Origin of the sequence: Agarivorans albus (assembly GCF_019670105.1) — a bacterium.
Classification (GTDB): domain Bacteria; phylum Pseudomonadota; class Gammaproteobacteria; order Enterobacterales; family Celerinatantimonadaceae; genus Agarivorans; species Agarivorans albus.
Genome location: NZ_AP023032.1, coordinates 1,431,366 through 1,446,970 on the forward strand (window position 1 = coordinate 1,431,366; position 15,605 = coordinate 1,446,970).

A 15,605-nucleotide genomic window follows, 5' to 3' on the forward strand; every position below is an offset into this window, starting at 1 on the left:
CTAGCTTGTAACTAGTGTGGGTGCTTTAGTTTACTTTGTATCGATATTATTGCCGTTGATAAACTTGCAGCACAAATTCAAAATTCATTTCGAAATCATCCTGCGATTTAAGGTGCTGTTCTAACTCTTTATTTTTCTTCCACGCGAAGGGAGTCATCATGCACAGGGCGTTCATATCTGGACGGTTTAAGGTAGCTAGCTGCGCAATTTTTTGTTGTTCTAATAATTGCCATCCGGGCATGTCTTCAGCTTGTTCAGAGTGAGCTTGTAGGTCTTTGTATAACAGGGTGCGTAGCTTAGATAAGTGCATAGCCCCTGGAACTACTTTTAGTAGGTAAGCCTTGGGCTTACTGATACGCAATAGCTCTTGATTGTCGCTGGGGGCAAACACCCTTACGGTAAAGTCGATGCTGTTATCAGCAATAGGAAGTCGATGGTTACTAGCCACAAAAAACTGTGCTTGCTTGCAGCGTTTGGCTGCCATGCGAATACCATCTTTTGCTATATCAATACCGATAACACTGTTGGCATTACTTTGTTGTTTGCTAATAGTTTGCGTGTAATAGCCTTCTCCGCAGCCTAAATCCACAATGTTTTGGGCAGAATACTGGCTAAGTACTTTATTGATGGCTGTTGCCAAAAACGCAAAGTGCCCTTGATTAAGAAAGTGCTGCCTAGCCTGCAGCATGGCTTTACTATCTCCCGGCTGTTTAGAGTGTTTATGCTGAACTGCCAGTAAATTGGTATAACCTTCTTTAGCTTGATCAAAACAATGGCCCTTATCACAGGACCATTGTTTATTTTGAAGGCTCAACGCGCTTTGACATATAGGGCAAATAATCATGTATAGCTTATTCTCTAGAGGCTATTAGTAAATCACTTTATCGTGATACTGCTTTAAGATGCCGCTAATGGTTTCCATGGTGTCTTTGCTAGGTGGTTTAACGCCTGCAAGTGGGTAATCTTCACCCATGGCTGTCCATTTGTGTTTGCCTAACTCGTGATAGGGTAATAATTCAATTTTTTCTACATTATCAAAAGGCGCTAAAAATTCACCTAAGTCATGTGCTGATTGTTCGTCGTCGGTAAAGCCAGGCACAACAACATAACGTATCCAGGTTTTTTGACCTACCTTGTGCAAGTAGCGAGCAAAATCTAAGGTACGTTTATTACTTACGCCCACCAAATCTTGGTGCACATCATCATGTATTTGTTTAATGTCGAGCATCACTAAGTCTGACACTTCCAGCAGCTCGTCAATGACCTCGGTATGTTTGCGCACATAACCGTTGGTATCTAAGCAGGTATGAATACCTTGAGCCTGACATTCTCGAAATAGGTCTCGCACAAACTCAGCTTGAAGTATCGCTTCTCCACCACTGGCTGTTACACCACCACCACTGGCATTCATAAAACGTCTATAAGGGGTAAGGTCACTCATTAGCTCACTAACGCTAACTTCTTTACCGTCGTGTAAATCCCAAGTATCGCGGTTGTGGCAGTATTGGCAACGCATTAAGCAACCTTGCATAAATACAATAAACCGGATCCCTGGTCCATCAACGGTTCCGCAAGACTCAGTAGAGTGAATTCGCCCAATCTTTGACATTTGTTTCTCCAAAAAAAAACCTTGCCCAAAAACTTGGGCAAGGTTAATTATAACCGTAGTCTCTGCTAAGCAGAACTACTTAACGTTCAATTACATACTTTGTGTGAAAGTACGAGTGATTACGTCTTGTTGTTGCTCTGGCGTTAGCGAGTTAAAGCGCACTGCGTAACCAGATACACGGATGGTAAGCTGAGGGTATTTCTCAGGATTTTCCATCGCATCAACTAACATTTCACGGTTCATAACGTTAACGTTCAAGTGTTGACCACCTTCTACGTCAGCGTTGTGGTAGAAGTAACCGTCCATTAAGCCAGCTAAGTTAGACTTCTGAGTATCGTCATCTTTACCTAGTGCGTTTGGCACGATAGAGAAAGTGTAAGAGATACCGTCTTGTGCGTTAGCAAATGGTAGTTTAGCTACTGATGTTAAAGACGCTACCGCACCTTTTTCATCACGGCCGTGCATTGGGTTAGCACCAGGAGCAAAAGGAGCACCTGCTTTACGACCATCTGGAGTAGTACCTGTTTTCTTACCGTATACAACGTTAGAAGTAATAGTAAGAACTGACTGAGTAGGGATCGCGTTACGGTAAGTTTTAAGCTTACGGATTTTAGTCATAAAGCGGTTTACTAGGTCAACGGCAATATCATCTACGCTGTCGTCGTTGTTACCAAATTTAGGGTAATCACCTTCAATTTCAAAGTCGGTAGCAATACCGTCTTCGTCACGAATTGGCTTAACTTTAGCAAATTTGATAGCAGACAATGAGTCAGCTGCAACTGATAGACCAGCAATACCACAAGCCATTGTACGGCGAACGTCACGATCGTGAAGTGCCATTAATGAAGCTTCGTAGCTGTACTTGTCGTGCATGTAGTGAATACAGTTAAGTGCAGTCACGTATTGCTCTGCTAGCCAATCCATAAAGGTGTCTAGGCGACCCATTACGTCGTCAAAGCTTAGAACTTCGTCAGTGATCTTGTCAGAAACAGGACCTACTTGGATCTTAAGCTTCTCATCCATACCACCGTTAATTGCGTAAAGCAGTGTTTTAGCTAAGTTAGCGCGAGCACCGAAGAACTGCATGTGCTTACCAACAACCATTGGTGATACACAACAAGCAATTGCGTAGTCATCGTTGTCGAAGTCGGTACGCATTAGGTCATCGTTTTCATACTGGATAGATGAAGTATCGATAGATACCTTGGCACAGTATTTCTTGAAGTTAATAGGTAGTTGCTCAGACCATAGAACAGTAATGTTCGGCTCTGGAGAAGGACCCATTGTGTATAGCGTGTTCAAGAAACGGAAAGCTGTACGGCTCACTAGCGTGCGGCCGTCAGTACCCATACCACCGATAGACTCAGTTGCCCAGATAGGGTCACCAGAGAACAAATCATCGTATTCAGGCGTACGTAGGAAACGAACCATACGTAGCTTCATTACTAAGTGGTCTACTAATTCTTGCGCTTCGCTTTCTGTTAGTGTGCCAGCAGCGATATCACGCTCAATGTACACGTCTAGGAAAGTAGTAGTACGACCAAACGACATTGCAGCGCCGTTTTGTGATTTAACAGCAGCTAGGTAGCCGAAGTAAGTCCACTGTACAGCTTCTTTTGCGTTTTCTGCTGGGCGAGAAATATCACAGCCGTATTTAGCTGCCATTTCTTTAATTTGGCCTAGTGCACGGTGCTGCTCGCTGATTTCTTCGCGAAGCTGCATAGTAGAAGCTAGGTCAGAACCGTTTACAAAGTCACCTTCCAAAGAACGGTGTTGCTTAACTTTGTCAGCCATTAAGAAGTCGATACCGTAAAGTGCTACGCGACGGTAGTCACCAATAATACGGCCACGGCCGTAAGCATCAGGCAAACCAGTTAGTACACCTGACTTACGACACTTCATGATAGCGCCAGTGTAAACGTCAAATACACCTTGGTTATGGGTTTTACGGTAGTCAGTGTAAATCTTGCTTACCATTGGATCTAATTCGCGGTCGTAAGCTTTACAAGAACCTTCAATCATACGAATACCGCCGTTAGGGATAATCGCACGTTTTAGTGGCGCTTCAGTTTGCAGGCCAACAATTTGCTCTAGATCTTGGTTGATGTAACCAGCGTCGTGAGCAGTAATGGTTGAGATTACTGAAGTATCGAAGTCTACCGGCGCGTGAGTGCGGTTTTCTTCTTTAATGCCTTCCATAACTTTGTCCCAAAGCTTATCCGTAGCTTCGGTTGCTCCAGCTAGAAAGCTCTCATCGCCTTCATATGGAGTGTAGTTAGTTTGAATAAAGTCACGAACGTTAACTTCATTTTGCCATTCGCCGGTTTTAAAACCTGACCAGGCACTAGCAAAAACATCGTTCTTCTCTGCCATTTCTTGTCCCACCTATAAGTTGGTATACAAATAAATATTCTATGGTTTATCAGATAGCTAAAGAGCCACTATCTTAAGCCCTTGGAACAAGTATAGTGCTTGTTCCAAGAGGTAAAAATTAAAATTACAACAGTGCTGGAATACCGTATTTACCTTCCAGCATACCTACAGCCATCATGGCTACAAAACAAATCAACAATACGGTAGCAGGGATAACAATGCGGTCAGCAAAAGACAACTTCTTCGGACGTTCTTTGTCACCGATTAGGCCATTGTTATCTAACAACATAGTTAGTGCCCAAGCTAACACTGGGTTAGTTACCGCTGCAGCAAAGATACAGATACCAGCAGATTGTGAATCTTTAGTGTCTTTAATCATTTGCATGCCTGCTTCTAGTAACGGCAAGAACACACCTACTAGTAGAGCAATCTTCATTACTGGAGGCCAAACCGCAACGTCCATTGGGAAGCCTAAAATTGCAATGATGATACATAGTGAACCAAGCAAAATTGCACCGCCAGGAATTGGGCGTTTAGCAATAGCGGCTGGGATCATGTAAGTACCCCAGCTAGATGTAATGTTACCACCACCTACAGCTGTACCTACAATCTGGCGAACTGAACAAGTCGTCATGGTGTCATCAACATCCATTAATACTTTGTCTGTACCGCGTGGGTAGTTTAGTTCTTGGAAAATACGGTGACCTAGGAAGTCTGGTGACCACATCGCTACAGCTAAAATTGCAAACGGTAGTGAAGCGATAAAGTGTTCCATGTTAGGTAAACCTAACTGCCAACCTTGCTCAGTAGAGCCCCACCAGTAAACTGGGTTTAGGTTAGGTAGGCCCATCTCGGTTTTAAAAGTAAGGTCAAAACCTGCTCCAAATGCCAAGGCAATTGCTAGACCCATAACCGCACAGGCTGGAATCGCTAACCAACGTTTACCGATTTTTGCTAAGAATGCATACAATACAATGGTAGCGGCTAAAACAACTAAGCCGACATAGCCCATCTCGCCTGCAGCAATACCAGCATCAACAGATTCAAGACCTTTAGACCAAGATTGAATGTCACCAATCATTGACATGGTGCCGCCAAAACCAAGGAATACCAGCAAGCCGCCAGCAACACCTTCACTGGTTAAGTTCACCAGTTTAGAGCCACCTTTAAAGAAGCTAAGAAGTAAACCAAACACACCAAGTAAAATTGCTAATGCAAGCGGGTGAGCACCTGCTAAAGCGATGGCGCCAATCAATGGAATCATTGGACCATGGTTACCTGCAAGGTTAGCGCGCGGGTTAAATATCCCCGAAGCTAGTACACAGAAAAGTAACGCAGGGATAAGCATTTCTACTCGAGCTACCTCAATAGCAAACTCGGTACCTAGGTTAATGTGGTCCCAACGTTCGGTTAGGCCATCTGCCCATGCCATCATTACTGCAGAGTACATTGCAATAATGCCAATAGTACCGGCAATGGCTGGCACCAAATCTTCCCATTCGAAGCGGAAGTCACGACCTGGCAAATTTAAGCCCCAGCGACGAGGCTTCATGATTTTTAGTTCGTGGTCTAAGTAGTCGGAACGAGTTTCAAACTCAGAAGCAGGGCGGTGTGCTTCTGAATAGCTCAGTTCTTCGTCTTGAGACTGGTGGTTGTTACTAGACATAGTTTCCTCAAAAAACAAATATAAAAACCGGTAAACCGCAGGTGCTTAACTATGTGTTGTTAAGCCTGAGATCCTTCTCACTCGCGATAATCGTCTCAATGGGACGAACAACATATAAGGATAGTGAGTATAAAACGTGAATTAACAGTATGCAGCTAAAGTTAGAAAGTGTTGTGATTAACTGTATTAAAGAAATATGAAAGAAACACAAAATTCGGCAATTTTGAATATTGTTGTTAGTAATACTTAGGCCGCTTGTTTTGTAGTTCTTAACCACAACTTCTACCTGCTACTTTTGATAGCAAAATTGTATCAAAGTAAGCAAGATCCGGAATTTGATCTGTGTCAAAAAAGCCCATAATTTGTGTAATTTTACTACTTATTTGCAGGGTAAAGCGAAACATAGTCGAAGTTATGGGCTTTATTCTGTAATTTACTTACTAAAATAGTGGGCTTAGTAATGAGAGCTGGCTCACTTATTTATGCTTAATCTTTGAGTGCTATTTTACAATTACGTAACAGCGAATGCGGCGCTAACCGCAAACTGAACTAAAAGGCCTATTATTGATGTATATCGAGCTAAAATTCTAAAACTGAAATTAAATTCGTTGCGCGGGCGTTATATAGCGTATCTATGCAGACTGGTTGAATATAAAGATGCTAATAAAATCGCTTAATAGGGTGTTTTGTAATCATAAGAGCGCCAATTGCCCCATAAAATGTTGAGTTTTGTCTTTCGCGATGATACTTTTCGTTGGGTTGAACGTGTAACAAATTATTTAACAATAACTACGCGCCTTAGGAAACAAGGCTGGTTGCTTAGGCAGTCATTAACAAGGTAAACATAAAATATGAGTGATGTGGCTGCACTAGAAGCATCAAATATCCACAAGGTGTTTGGCGATAACGAAGTACTTAAAGGTATTGACCTTACCGCAAACAAAGGCGATGTGATTTCTATCATCGGTTCTTCTGGTTCTGGCAAAAGCACTTTTTTACGCTGCATGAATCTACTTGAGATCCCAACCCAAGGCGATATCGCACTTCACAGTGAAAAAATTGGCTTTAAGCACCTACGCAATGGTGAGCGTTTACCCTCTGACAATAAGCAAGTTGAACGAATTCGCTCTAAACTCTCGATGGTGTTTCAAGGCTTTAATCTCTGGTCACACATGACCGTATTAGAAAATATCATTGAAGCGCCAGTTCATGTATTGGGCATCCCCAAGAAAGAAGCTATCGAGCAAGCTGAAGGCCTGTTGGAGCGCGTAGGTTTGCACGACCGAAAAGATTACTACCCAGCCCATATGTCGGGTGGACAGCAGCAACGGGCTGCAATAGCTCGGGCTTTGGCAATGAACCCTGAAGTTATGTTATTTGATGAGCCAACTTCCGCACTTGACCCTGAATTGGTGGGTGAAGTGCTTAAAGTAATGCGTAGTTTGGCTGAAGAGGGGCGCACGATGTTGGTTGTGACTCACGAAATGGCCTTTGCGCGTGACGTATCCAATCAGGTGTTATTTCTCCATCAAGGCATAGTGGAAGAGCGTGGTTCTCCACAAAAAGTATTCGAAAATCCAGATTCTGAGCGCATGAAACAATTTCTAGCCCCAAAATACTAAAATTATAACTATGGAAGACAAGCGTTAACTCGCTTAAAGCAAACAACACGGAGTAAAAAATGAAAAAAACATTAGTCGCGATGATTGGTGCAATTGCACTAAGTACTACAGCAGTTGAAGCAAAAGACTGGGAAGTAGTTCGTTTAGCAGTAGATGTGCCTTACGAACCGTTTGAGTACAAAGCTCCTGATGGCTCACTAACCGGTTTTGAGATTGACTTAGGTAACGCGGTTTGTGAAGAAATGAAAGTTAAGTGTGAGTGGGTAATTCAAGCATGGGATGGCATCATTCCTGGCCTACTAGCACGTAAGTACGATGCGATTTTCTCTTCTATGTCTATTAACGAAGACCGTGCGAAAAAGGTATTGTTCTCAGAACCTTACTACAACACACCTACCGGTTTCTTTGGCCCTAAAGCAAGCGAAGTTGACCCAGCTAAACCTGAAACCTTAAAAGGCCTACGTGTTGGTGTTCAGCGCGGTACTATTCAAGATACTTACGCAACAGACAACTACTCAAAAGTAGCTGATATTAAACGTTACACTACCGGTGATGACCTAGTGGTTGATCTACATGGTGGCCGTTTAGACGTTGTAGTTATCGACTTCCCTGTAGGCGTTAGCACGATTATTGAAGTTGAGAAAGGCGCAGACTTTAAAGTGTTAGGCGACAACGTACAGCTAGGTGAAGGTGTAGGTGTTGCTGCACGTAAGCGTGATGGCGAACTAATTGAAATGTTCAACAAAGCCTTAGCTACCGTTAAAACTAACGGTGTATACGACAAAATCAACGAAAAATACTTCGATTACAGTATTAAAAAGTAAGCCTTGCACTACCATTAACCCGAGCCCAGCTCGGGTTAACTTTCTAAGAGACTCATTATGTTAGATCTTCATGGTTACGGCCCTTCAATATTTATGGGGGCGATTGTCACTATCGAAGTTGCCTTCTTATCATTGGCTGTAGCGCTAATTTTAGGCATGTTGGCAGCGGTGGCGCGTTTATCAAAAAACCGTATTGCTAATGGCGTTGCTGTGGTTTACACCACCGTTATTCGTGGTGTGCCCGACTTAGTGTTAATGCTGCTTATTTTCTTTGGCGCGCAAATCATGATGAATGTGTTTTCTGATTGGTTATACGACAACTTTGACATCGATTATTACATCAATATCAATGAGTTTGTTGCCGGTGTAACCACCATTGGATTTATTTTTGGTGCCTACATGGCGGAAACCTTTCGCGGTGCTTTTCTCGCAGTAGATAACGGCCAGATTGAAGCCGGCAAAGCTTATGGCATGAGTAGCTTGCAGGTATTTCGTCGTATTACCGTGCCGCAAATGATGCGTCACGCTATTCCGGGCATTGGAAATAATTGGTTGGTATTAGTGAAAACGACAGCGCTGGTTTCGGTAATTGGTCTAGCGGATATGGTACGCCTAGCCAAAGAAGCTGCAGGCGCGGTACACGAACCATTTTTGTTCTTTATTCCAGTGGCCTTTGTATACCTTGCACTTACTAGTGTTTCTGAAATTTTCCTAAAACGATTAGAAATTCGTTTTAGTGCTGGTACGGTGAGGTAAGCGCTTAATTATGTATGAAACTATCGAGAACTTACTCGCCAATAATGACATTTTTACTTTAACCACCGTGTTAGGGTACTGGGACGGTTTAGTGATGACCGTTCAGTTGGTATTTTTGTCGCTAATATTAGGTCTAATTTTGGCAATTCCCCTTGCCATTATGCGTGCCTCCGACAACTTTTTAATTAGCCGCAGTGTTTGGGTATTTACCTACGTATTCCGTGGTACTCCTTTACTGATTCAGCTTTACATCATCTACTATGGCGTGACCTATATTGAGGGTATTCAGGATTCAATGTTTTGGCCGATAGTGCGAGAAGCGTTTTACCCTTGTTTATTGGCCTTTGTATTGAACACCGCGGCATATACCACCGAGATTTTTCGAGGTGCGATTGTTGCAACGCCACGTGGTGAGATAGAAGCTGCCAAAGCTTACGGTATGTCTAATGGTATGGCGATGCGCAGGATTATTTTGCCAAGTGCGCTTCGCCGAGCATTGCCCGCTTACAGCAACGAAGTAATTTTTATGTTGCATGCTAGTTCGATTGCGAGTGTGGTAACTATTATTGACCTTACCGGTGCTGCCCGTGATGTATATGCTAAATACTACGCGCCATTTGAAGCCTTTACTTTTGCAGCGCTTATCTACTTATCGGTGACCTTTTTGCTGGTATTTGGCTTTAAGCATTGGGAAAAACGCTGGCATCGCCATTTACGGCCGCTAAGTTAAGTTTTACAAAGGGGCCTAGGCCCCTTTTTTGTTTGGGATTAAGAAGATAGCTATGCTCACTTTACTTAAAAATGCACAGGTGTACGCGCCAGAAGCTCTAGGCTTAATGGATGTTTTGTTGGCGAATGGTAGTATTTTGCAGCTTGCACCGAATATTGAGCTTAAGGCCAGCCATGGCTTAGTAGACAGTATTGATTTATCAGGCAGTATCCTGGCCCCTGGTTTTGTGGATGCCTTAGTCCATTTTACCGGAGGCGGTGGTGAAGGGGGCTTTGCTTATCGTACTGCAGAGCTTAGTTTTGAAGATGCCGCACCCACTGGTGTTACTACTTTAGTAGGCGCATTAGGTACCGATAGTGTTACTCGCACTCCAGCGCAAGTATTAGGTAAAGCACGAGAATTAAGTGCCATGGGCTTAAGCTGCTATTGCTACACCGGATCCTATCATCTGCCGGTTAAAACCATCACCGGAAGCATCGAGCAAGACATTGTATTAATTCCAGAGATGATAGGTGTAGGTGAGCTAGCCATTGCTGATCATCGAGCCAGTCAGGCCTCGGTACAAGCTTTTACCGCAGTGGCCGCCGAGGCGCGCGTAGCGGGTTTATTGGCAGGTAAAAAAGGTATTAGCTTTTTCCACGTTGGCGATGGAAAAGGAAAACTAAATCTACTGCGAGAGATTGTTAAGCAATCTGATTTATCAATCACCCAGCTCTATCCAACCCATTGTAATCGTAATCAGGCCTTGTTTAACGATGCCCTAGCGTTTTTGAGTGAGGGCGGTGTTATCGATTTCACCACTAGCACTATTCCGCAGTTTATCGAAGAAGGCGAGGTAAGCTGCCCTAAAGCGCTTAAAACCATTGTTGATAAGGGCTTAGATTGGCAACGAGTGAGCTTTAGCTCAGATGCTAACGCTAGTTTACCGCTGTTTGATGATGCTGGTGAGTTAGTGGGGATGCAAGCGGGAAAACTAGAGAGTTTATATCTGGCTGCTAAAGAAGCTGTTCAGTCTTATCAAGTGCCTTTAGATATTGCGCTGTCGGTGATTAGTCGTAACCCCGCTAAGATTTTGGGCTTAAAAAATAAAGGTCAATTAGCAGTAGGCTTTGACGCCGATTTAGTAGTTCTTGACCAGCAATCTTTAGCGATCAAGCAAGTGTTTGCCAAAGGCCAAAGTATTTGGGCTGAGTAGAATTTGCTAGAGCCGCTGGCTGAGGGCTGCTCGTTTTTAGACCTTGGCTAAGGCATAATAGCGGCACTTGGTTTTTACTAGAAGTAGCCCTATGAGCTTTAAAGGATTTACAACACAGCTGGTTCACTGCGACCGTTTAGCTGGCGTAGAGGAAGGCGCTGTTCACGCGCCAATTCATAACTCGGTACCTTATGGATACGCTGCCACTCAAGACTTGGTGGATGTATTTCAAGGCAAGCAAGTTGGTCATGCCTATGCACGCCAATCAACTCCGACTCTCGATTACTTACAACGCAAAATAGCCATGCTTGATGAGAGTGTTGCCAGCTTAGTATTTGGTACCGGTATGGCGGCCATTGGTACGGTGTTTTTAACCTTGCTAAAGGCTGGCGACCACATTGTAGCGAGTCGCTTTTTGTTTGGTAACACCAGCAGCATATTTGGCACGCTAAAAGGTTATGGCATTGAGGTGACCTTAGTGGATGCCACAAGCAGTGACGCAGTAGAGCAGGCTTGCCAAGCCAACACCAAAATGGTGTTTATTGAAACCATTGCTAATCCTGCCACCCAGATAGTTGATTTAGCGGGGATTGGAAAGCTATGTGAGCAACGAGGTTTGGTTTACGTAGTGGATAATACCTTAACCTCTTCTTACCTTTTTCAGCCTAAGTCGGTAGGCGCGAGCTTAATCATTACCTCGTTATCAAAGTATGTTGGCGGCCATGGTAATGCATTGGGTGGCTCGGTAAGTGATACAGGCTTATTTAATTGGAGTGCTTATCCCAATATTTTTGAAGGTTACCGCAGTGGCGATCCTAAGATGTGGGGCATTAACCAAATTAAGAAAAAAGGCCTGCGAGACTTTGGAGGCGCCTTGAGCTCGCAAGCTGCGCATTTACTGTCGGTAGGTGCCGAAACCATGGCCCTGCGTATGGAACGCCAATGTGCGAATGCCTTGGCCTTAGCCAAGATGTTAGATGAGCATCCTAAAGTGGCTAAGGTGTATTACCCTGGCTTGGCTTCTCACCCTCAGCATCAACGAGCCAGTGACTTGTTTAAGCACTATGGCGCTTTGGTGAGCTTTGATTTAGTTGATGGGATCAACAGCACAGAGTTTTTGGATAAAACCAATATCGTAATTAACGCGACCCATTTAGGGGATAACCGAACTTTGGCCTTGCCTGTTGCCCAAACCATTTACTTTGAAATGGGCTTAGAGGCACGCCAAGCCTCGGGAATTAGTGAAACAATGATCCGCTGCTCAATTGGTATTGAAGACACTGAAGACTTGCTCAATGACTTTGAGCAAGCATTAGCCAGTTCTTAGTAAAGAAAGCTGATACAAAAAAGCCTTGGTCACGCCAAGGCTTTTTACATTTACCTGAAGTATCCGATAAGTTTACTTACTATCTATTGATAGCAATTCCACTTCAAAAATTAAGGTAGAGCCGGCTGGAATTGATGACACACTGCGGTCGCCGTAAGCCAATTGACTTGGAATAAAGAAACGGAATTTCTCGCCCACACTCATATATTGTAAGCCTTCGGTCCAGCCCGCGATAACTTGCCCTAGAGGGAACTGAGCAGGGCGTTGACGTTCTACCGAACTATCAAACACTAAGCCGCTTAACAGTGTTCCATGGTAATGAACGGTTACCGTGCTGTTTGCAGAAGGTTTCTCGGCGCCTTCTACAACATCTTCAAGGATTAGGTACTGCAATCCAGATTCTGTGGTTATCACACCGTCTTTTTTAGCGTTTTCAGCAAGAAAGTCGTGGCCTAACTGGCGGTTTTGTTTAACCGCTTTGGCGTTATTATTGGCGCGGAGAATAAATACAATCACAAAAATAGCGAGTAGAGCGAGAACCACAAATTTCAAAGTCGATTCCTTATAGGGTGTTGAGTAAAAGATAAATGTTAATCTAACTTTACGAAAGTGCTAGTTAAAAAGCACTGCTTATCTAAGAAAACTCGCCTCAAAAGCGCTAGCGGGTCATTTTTTTTACAAATACCACAACAAACAAGGCAATAATGAAGCTGCCACTAAAGGCCTCAATGGCTGCGAACATGCGGGAAAGTCCAACCGGGGTAAAGTCGCCATAACCAAGGGTGGTAAAAGTGACCACGCTGTAATACAAGCATTCAAAAAACGCTACAACGTTTTGCCCAAGGCTTTGATTAACACTGAGAGAAACAATATTTCCGTTGAAATGAATGCCGGTAAACGAATAAATAATAGCGCAACTCAAAATGATTAATAGAGAGGTGTATACCACGCGGATCGGCAGTTCTCCGTAGCCGCATACCAAATCAACCAGCTTGGATATTCCGCGCCGATAAGAGAATTTGGGCATTTGATAGCGTCGCATGGTGAGCTCTTTACGCAAAAACACACCTGCAGTAGTAAACAAGCCTTCCGATTCGGCTGTCTTACGGAGGCCGCGATACACTTCCTCGGCTTGTTGGTAGTAGTCGGCCATGGCTTCTTTATCTTGTTGTTGTTCAGCAGCACTGCCTAATTGTTCTTGAAGCACTCTTTCTCCAACGCACAGACTATCGCATTTACATTGGTCCATTTTGGCACCAAGCAAATTGGTTTTTGTTAGGTCGGCATGATTTAAGTTGGCTCCTCGCAAATCGGCTTTCATTAAGCTACCGCTTTGCAGGTTGATATTAAAAAGGTGCGCCCCTCTTAGGTCACTTCGATAGAGGTCGGCGCCAGAAAGGTCGTAACCTTGCTTGCTGTTGTAGCGAACTAAATCAATACCAGCTAGTTTGGCTTTTTTTAGGCTGATACCTTGAAGCATGCCGCCGCTTTTAGCATGGTTTTCTAGCTTCTCTTTGATTTCTTCACCGCATTTGTCCTCGTCTGGGTCATGCCAAAAACACAACCCGCTTTCTAAAGCAGGTTCCTTGCATTTGGCTCCAGAACTATCTTGGTACAGACATTGACCGCACTTCTCCATATTTGGCTAACGCTCCAGCTATTAATCAACAATTTGATTATTAGCCAGTTTTATTCACTGGCTTTAAGCTAAGTGTATTTCAAATGGAGGATTTTGCGAGCAGCCTTAAAATGTGGGGCTAACAAGACTTGCTTGCTATTTTTTGTTGCCGCTACCGAGTTGCTGGAACTCACTTTTTAAGGTTGAGTAACGCTCGGCGTGGTTGTCGTTTAATTTAAGACCATCGAGTAACTTAATGGTAATTTTGCAGTCACTTAAAAGCTGCCCACTGAGCCCTTTTTCCGATTGATTAAGTTGTTTTAGAATGGCTTGGATTTTATTCAAGATTGCACCGGTGTTGCCAGGGGCCACTTGTAACGCCTTGTCGAAATAGCTCGTCGCCTCGTGAAAGCGATTTTCTTCATAGGCTTCGATGCCCATTTTATTGTATTCACGAAACTGGCCAAGTTTGAGTTCAAAATCTTCAGCTTTTAATACTTTGTGGGCAGAGGACAAGGACATGGGATCGATGTCATCGCGTTTTTCTAGCTCTTCGGCAAAGGGCATTGCATATTCAAACTCGCCTACAGAGTTTAGGGTTAAGAAGGTGTCGGGCAATAGTTCACCACTTACTTTGCTGGGTGCATCTAACAAACCGTCGTGGCTATCAAATAGCAATCGTTTGGCTTTGTTTAGCTCACCTTTAGTGGCGTGCACGCGAGCTTGGCTTATTCCCTCAAAGGCATCAAAGTTAAAGTCATCGTCTTTGCCTTCTTCTCGCCTAGCATGAAATAGCACAGAGTTAACTTCTTGCAGTAAGCGATTTTTTCGATACAAATCATCTTCACTTTGCGCTTCGTCTATTAGGCTGCGTACATAGTTACACAGGTGATGAGGGCCACGATGTATAGAACGCCTAGCAAGCTGCAAAATGGTAGAAAAGGTTTCTTTGGCTAGGGTTAAATCGCCAGCTTCCATAGCAAGCTCGGCTAACAGCTGTTGTCGCTCAATACTATTTACCGCCAACTTAGAGGCTTTAAGTACAGTTTCTAAGGCTTTGTCTAACTCGCCGTCTGCTCGGTAAGCGCGAGCTAGCCAGTCATAGCCGGTGAGCAGTAATGGGCTTTCTGCAATAGAACGATTAAGTGTTTCAATCGCGCTTTTATTGTCTTTTAGTAACAGGTGAACACGACCTAAGGTAGCTTTCGCCCAGGTTTGTTTACGCTCTTCTAGAATGGCTTCTAGTGCTTCTTTAGCTGCCACGTATTCGCCTAAGGCTATTTGCGCTTCAACGCGTAAGTTACGGCAATAGTTGCTGTAACGGCTTTCGGCTTCAATCTGTTTGTCACACAGTTCAATAACTTGCTGATACTGTTTTTTTGATAATGCGTGATAAACCTCGCGTAAACTTTGACGCTTTACATGGGCTCTTGCTAGGCGGTTGTGTAACTGAAACTGAGAAAATGGTTTGGTTATGAACTCGTCTGGCTCCATTTCTAGAGCACTAAGCACCATACTTTTATTATTGTCACCACTAATAATAAAAAACAGAGCATCAACTTCTAACAACTCGCTAACACGAAGCTCTTCTAAAAGCTGGCCACCATTCTTGCCAGTGCCAAGGTTATAATCCACTAGAAGGATGTCGAATTTTCGTTTTTTGCACGCCCTTACAGCGGCTTCGCCAGTGTTTGCAAAATAAACGTCGGTTGCGCCAAAGTTTTGCAACATGGCCTTAAGCATAACCTGAAAGGCTCGCTGGTCATCAACGATGAGTATTTGCTTGTCGCTGTAATTGTATTGCGTTGCCATTACTGAGTGTTCTAATCCTTTTGGCTTATCCTAGCATAAGTTACCAAGCGATAAAGTAGTGTAAGTATAGACA

At 43.7% G+C, this 15,605-nt stretch carries 13 protein-coding genes; 6 read left to right on the top strand and 7 right to left on the bottom strand.

All coding sequences use genetic code 11. The annotated features are described in order from the left end of the window. Positions 1-46: 46 nt before the first annotated feature. The 4 genes from rlmA to K5620_RS06655 all read right to left on the bottom strand — a co-directional run bounded on the left by rlmA (position 47) and on the right by K5620_RS06655 (position 5,648). Positions 47-844: a 23S rRNA (guanine(745)-N(1))-methyltransferase gene (gene rlmA / locus K5620_RS06640; protein WP_016403699.1), complete on the bottom strand. Its 798-nt coding sequence runs from the start codon at positions 842-844 to the stop codon at positions 47-49. A gap of 24 nt (positions 845-868) precedes the next feature. After that, positions 869-1,609 (bottom strand): pyruvate formate lyase 1-activating protein, encoded by a 741-nt coding sequence (gene pflA, locus K5620_RS06645; RefSeq protein WP_040307632.1) that lies wholly within the window; start codon positions 1,607-1,609, stop codon positions 869-871. A 90-nt stretch (positions 1,610-1,699) separates the two neighbouring features. After that, positions 1,700-3,982, bottom strand: a complete 2,283-nt coding sequence (gene pflB, locus K5620_RS06650) for a formate C-acetyltransferase (RefSeq protein ID WP_016403701.1) — start codon at positions 3,980-3,982, stop codon at positions 1,700-1,702. Positions 3,983-4,106: 124 nt separating this feature from the next. Beyond that, on the bottom strand, positions 4,107-5,648 hold the full coding sequence (locus K5620_RS06655) for a DUF3360 family protein (RefSeq protein WP_016403702.1): 1,542 nt from the start codon (positions 5,646-5,648) through the stop codon (positions 4,107-4,109). 851 nt (positions 5,649-6,499) lie between these two features. Between K5620_RS06655 and K5620_RS06660 the strand changes: the two genes are divergently transcribed. The 6 genes from K5620_RS06660 (at position 6,500) to K5620_RS06685 (ending at position 12,102) form a co-directional block, all read left to right on the top strand. Continuing rightward, positions 6,500-7,270, top strand: a complete 771-nt coding sequence (locus K5620_RS06660; protein WP_016403704.1) for an ABC transporter ATP-binding protein — start codon at positions 6,500-6,502, stop codon at positions 7,268-7,270. A gap of 59 nt (positions 7,271-7,329) precedes the next feature. Then, complete coding sequence (locus tag K5620_RS06665) at positions 7,330-8,094, top strand: transporter substrate-binding domain-containing protein (RefSeq protein WP_016403705.1); 765 nt, start codon at positions 7,330-7,332, stop codon at positions 8,092-8,094. 57 nt (positions 8,095-8,151) lie between these two features. Continuing rightward, the gene (locus K5620_RS06670) at positions 8,152-8,850 is read left to right on the top strand and encodes an ABC transporter permease (RefSeq protein WP_016403706.1); all 699 of its coding nucleotides are present in this window, start codon (positions 8,152-8,154) and stop codon (positions 8,848-8,850) included. Positions 8,851-8,860: 10 nt separating this feature from the next. After that, a complete protein-coding gene (locus tag K5620_RS06675; RefSeq protein WP_016403707.1) occupies positions 8,861-9,580 on the top strand; it encodes an ABC transporter permease in 720 nt (239 codons plus the stop codon). A gap of 52 nt (positions 9,581-9,632) precedes the next feature. Next, complete coding sequence (iadA, locus tag K5620_RS06680; protein WP_016403708.1) at positions 9,633-10,775, top strand: beta-aspartyl-peptidase; 1,143 nt, start codon at positions 9,633-9,635, stop codon at positions 10,773-10,775. A gap of 91 nt (positions 10,776-10,866) precedes the next feature. Continuing rightward, positions 10,867-12,102 (top strand): cystathionine gamma-synthase family protein, encoded by a 1,236-nt coding sequence (locus tag K5620_RS06685; RefSeq protein ID WP_016403709.1) that lies wholly within the window; start codon positions 10,867-10,869, stop codon positions 12,100-12,102. A gap of 72 nt (positions 12,103-12,174) precedes the next feature. On the opposite strand, the gene bamJ is transcribed toward K5620_RS06685, so the two are convergent. From bamJ to K5620_RS06700, 3 genes are all read right to left on the bottom strand, one after another. Then, the gene (gene bamJ, locus K5620_RS06690) at positions 12,175-12,654 is read right to left on the bottom strand and encodes a BamJ family beta-barrel-assembly machinery protein (protein WP_016403710.1); all 480 of its coding nucleotides are present in this window, start codon (positions 12,652-12,654) and stop codon (positions 12,175-12,177) included. A 106-nt stretch (positions 12,655-12,760) separates the two neighbouring features. Next, entirely contained in the window at positions 12,761-13,741 is a 981-nt protein-coding gene (locus K5620_RS06695) for an ion channel (protein WP_221077461.1), read from the bottom strand. A gap of 135 nt (positions 13,742-13,876) precedes the next feature. Next, positions 13,877-15,532: a response regulator gene (locus tag K5620_RS06700; RefSeq protein ID WP_016403712.1), complete on the bottom strand. Its 1,656-nt coding sequence runs from the start codon at positions 15,530-15,532 to the stop codon at positions 13,877-13,879. Positions 15,533-15,605 lie beyond the last annotated feature (73 nt).

Coding starts and splice junctions, on each gene's coding strand:
- rlmA (WP_016403699.1), bottom strand. CDS start 844: ATGATTATTTGCCCTATATGTCAAAGCGCGTTGAGCCTTCAAAATAAA.
- pflA (WP_040307632.1), bottom strand. CDS start 1,609: ATGTCAAAGATTGGGCGAATTCACTCTACTGAGTCTTGCGGAACCGTT.
- pflB (WP_016403701.1), bottom strand. CDS start 3,982: ATGGCAGAGAAGAACGATGTTTTTGCTAGTGCCTGGTCAGGTTTTAAA.
- K5620_RS06655 (WP_016403702.1), bottom strand. CDS start 5,648: ATGTCTAGTAACAACCACCAGTCTCAAGACGAAGAACTGAGCTATTCA.
- K5620_RS06660 (WP_016403704.1), top strand. CDS start 6,500: ATGAGTGATGTGGCTGCACTAGAAGCATCAAATATCCACAAGGTGTTT.
- K5620_RS06665 (WP_016403705.1), top strand. CDS start 7,330: ATGAAAAAAACATTAGTCGCGATGATTGGTGCAATTGCACTAAGTACT.
- K5620_RS06670 (WP_016403706.1), top strand. CDS start 8,152: ATGTTAGATCTTCATGGTTACGGCCCTTCAATATTTATGGGGGCGATT.
- K5620_RS06675 (WP_016403707.1), top strand. CDS start 8,861: ATGTATGAAACTATCGAGAACTTACTCGCCAATAATGACATTTTTACT.
- iadA (WP_016403708.1), top strand. CDS start 9,633: ATGCTCACTTTACTTAAAAATGCACAGGTGTACGCGCCAGAAGCTCTA.
- K5620_RS06685 (WP_016403709.1), top strand. CDS start 10,867: ATGAGCTTTAAAGGATTTACAACACAGCTGGTTCACTGCGACCGTTTA.
- K5620_RS06695 (WP_221077461.1), bottom strand. CDS start 13,741: ATGGAGAAGTGCGGTCAATGTCTGTACCAAGATAGTTCTGGAGCCAAA.
- K5620_RS06700 (WP_016403712.1), bottom strand. CDS start 15,532: ATGGCAACGCAATACAATTACAGCGACAAGCAAATACTCATCGTTGAT.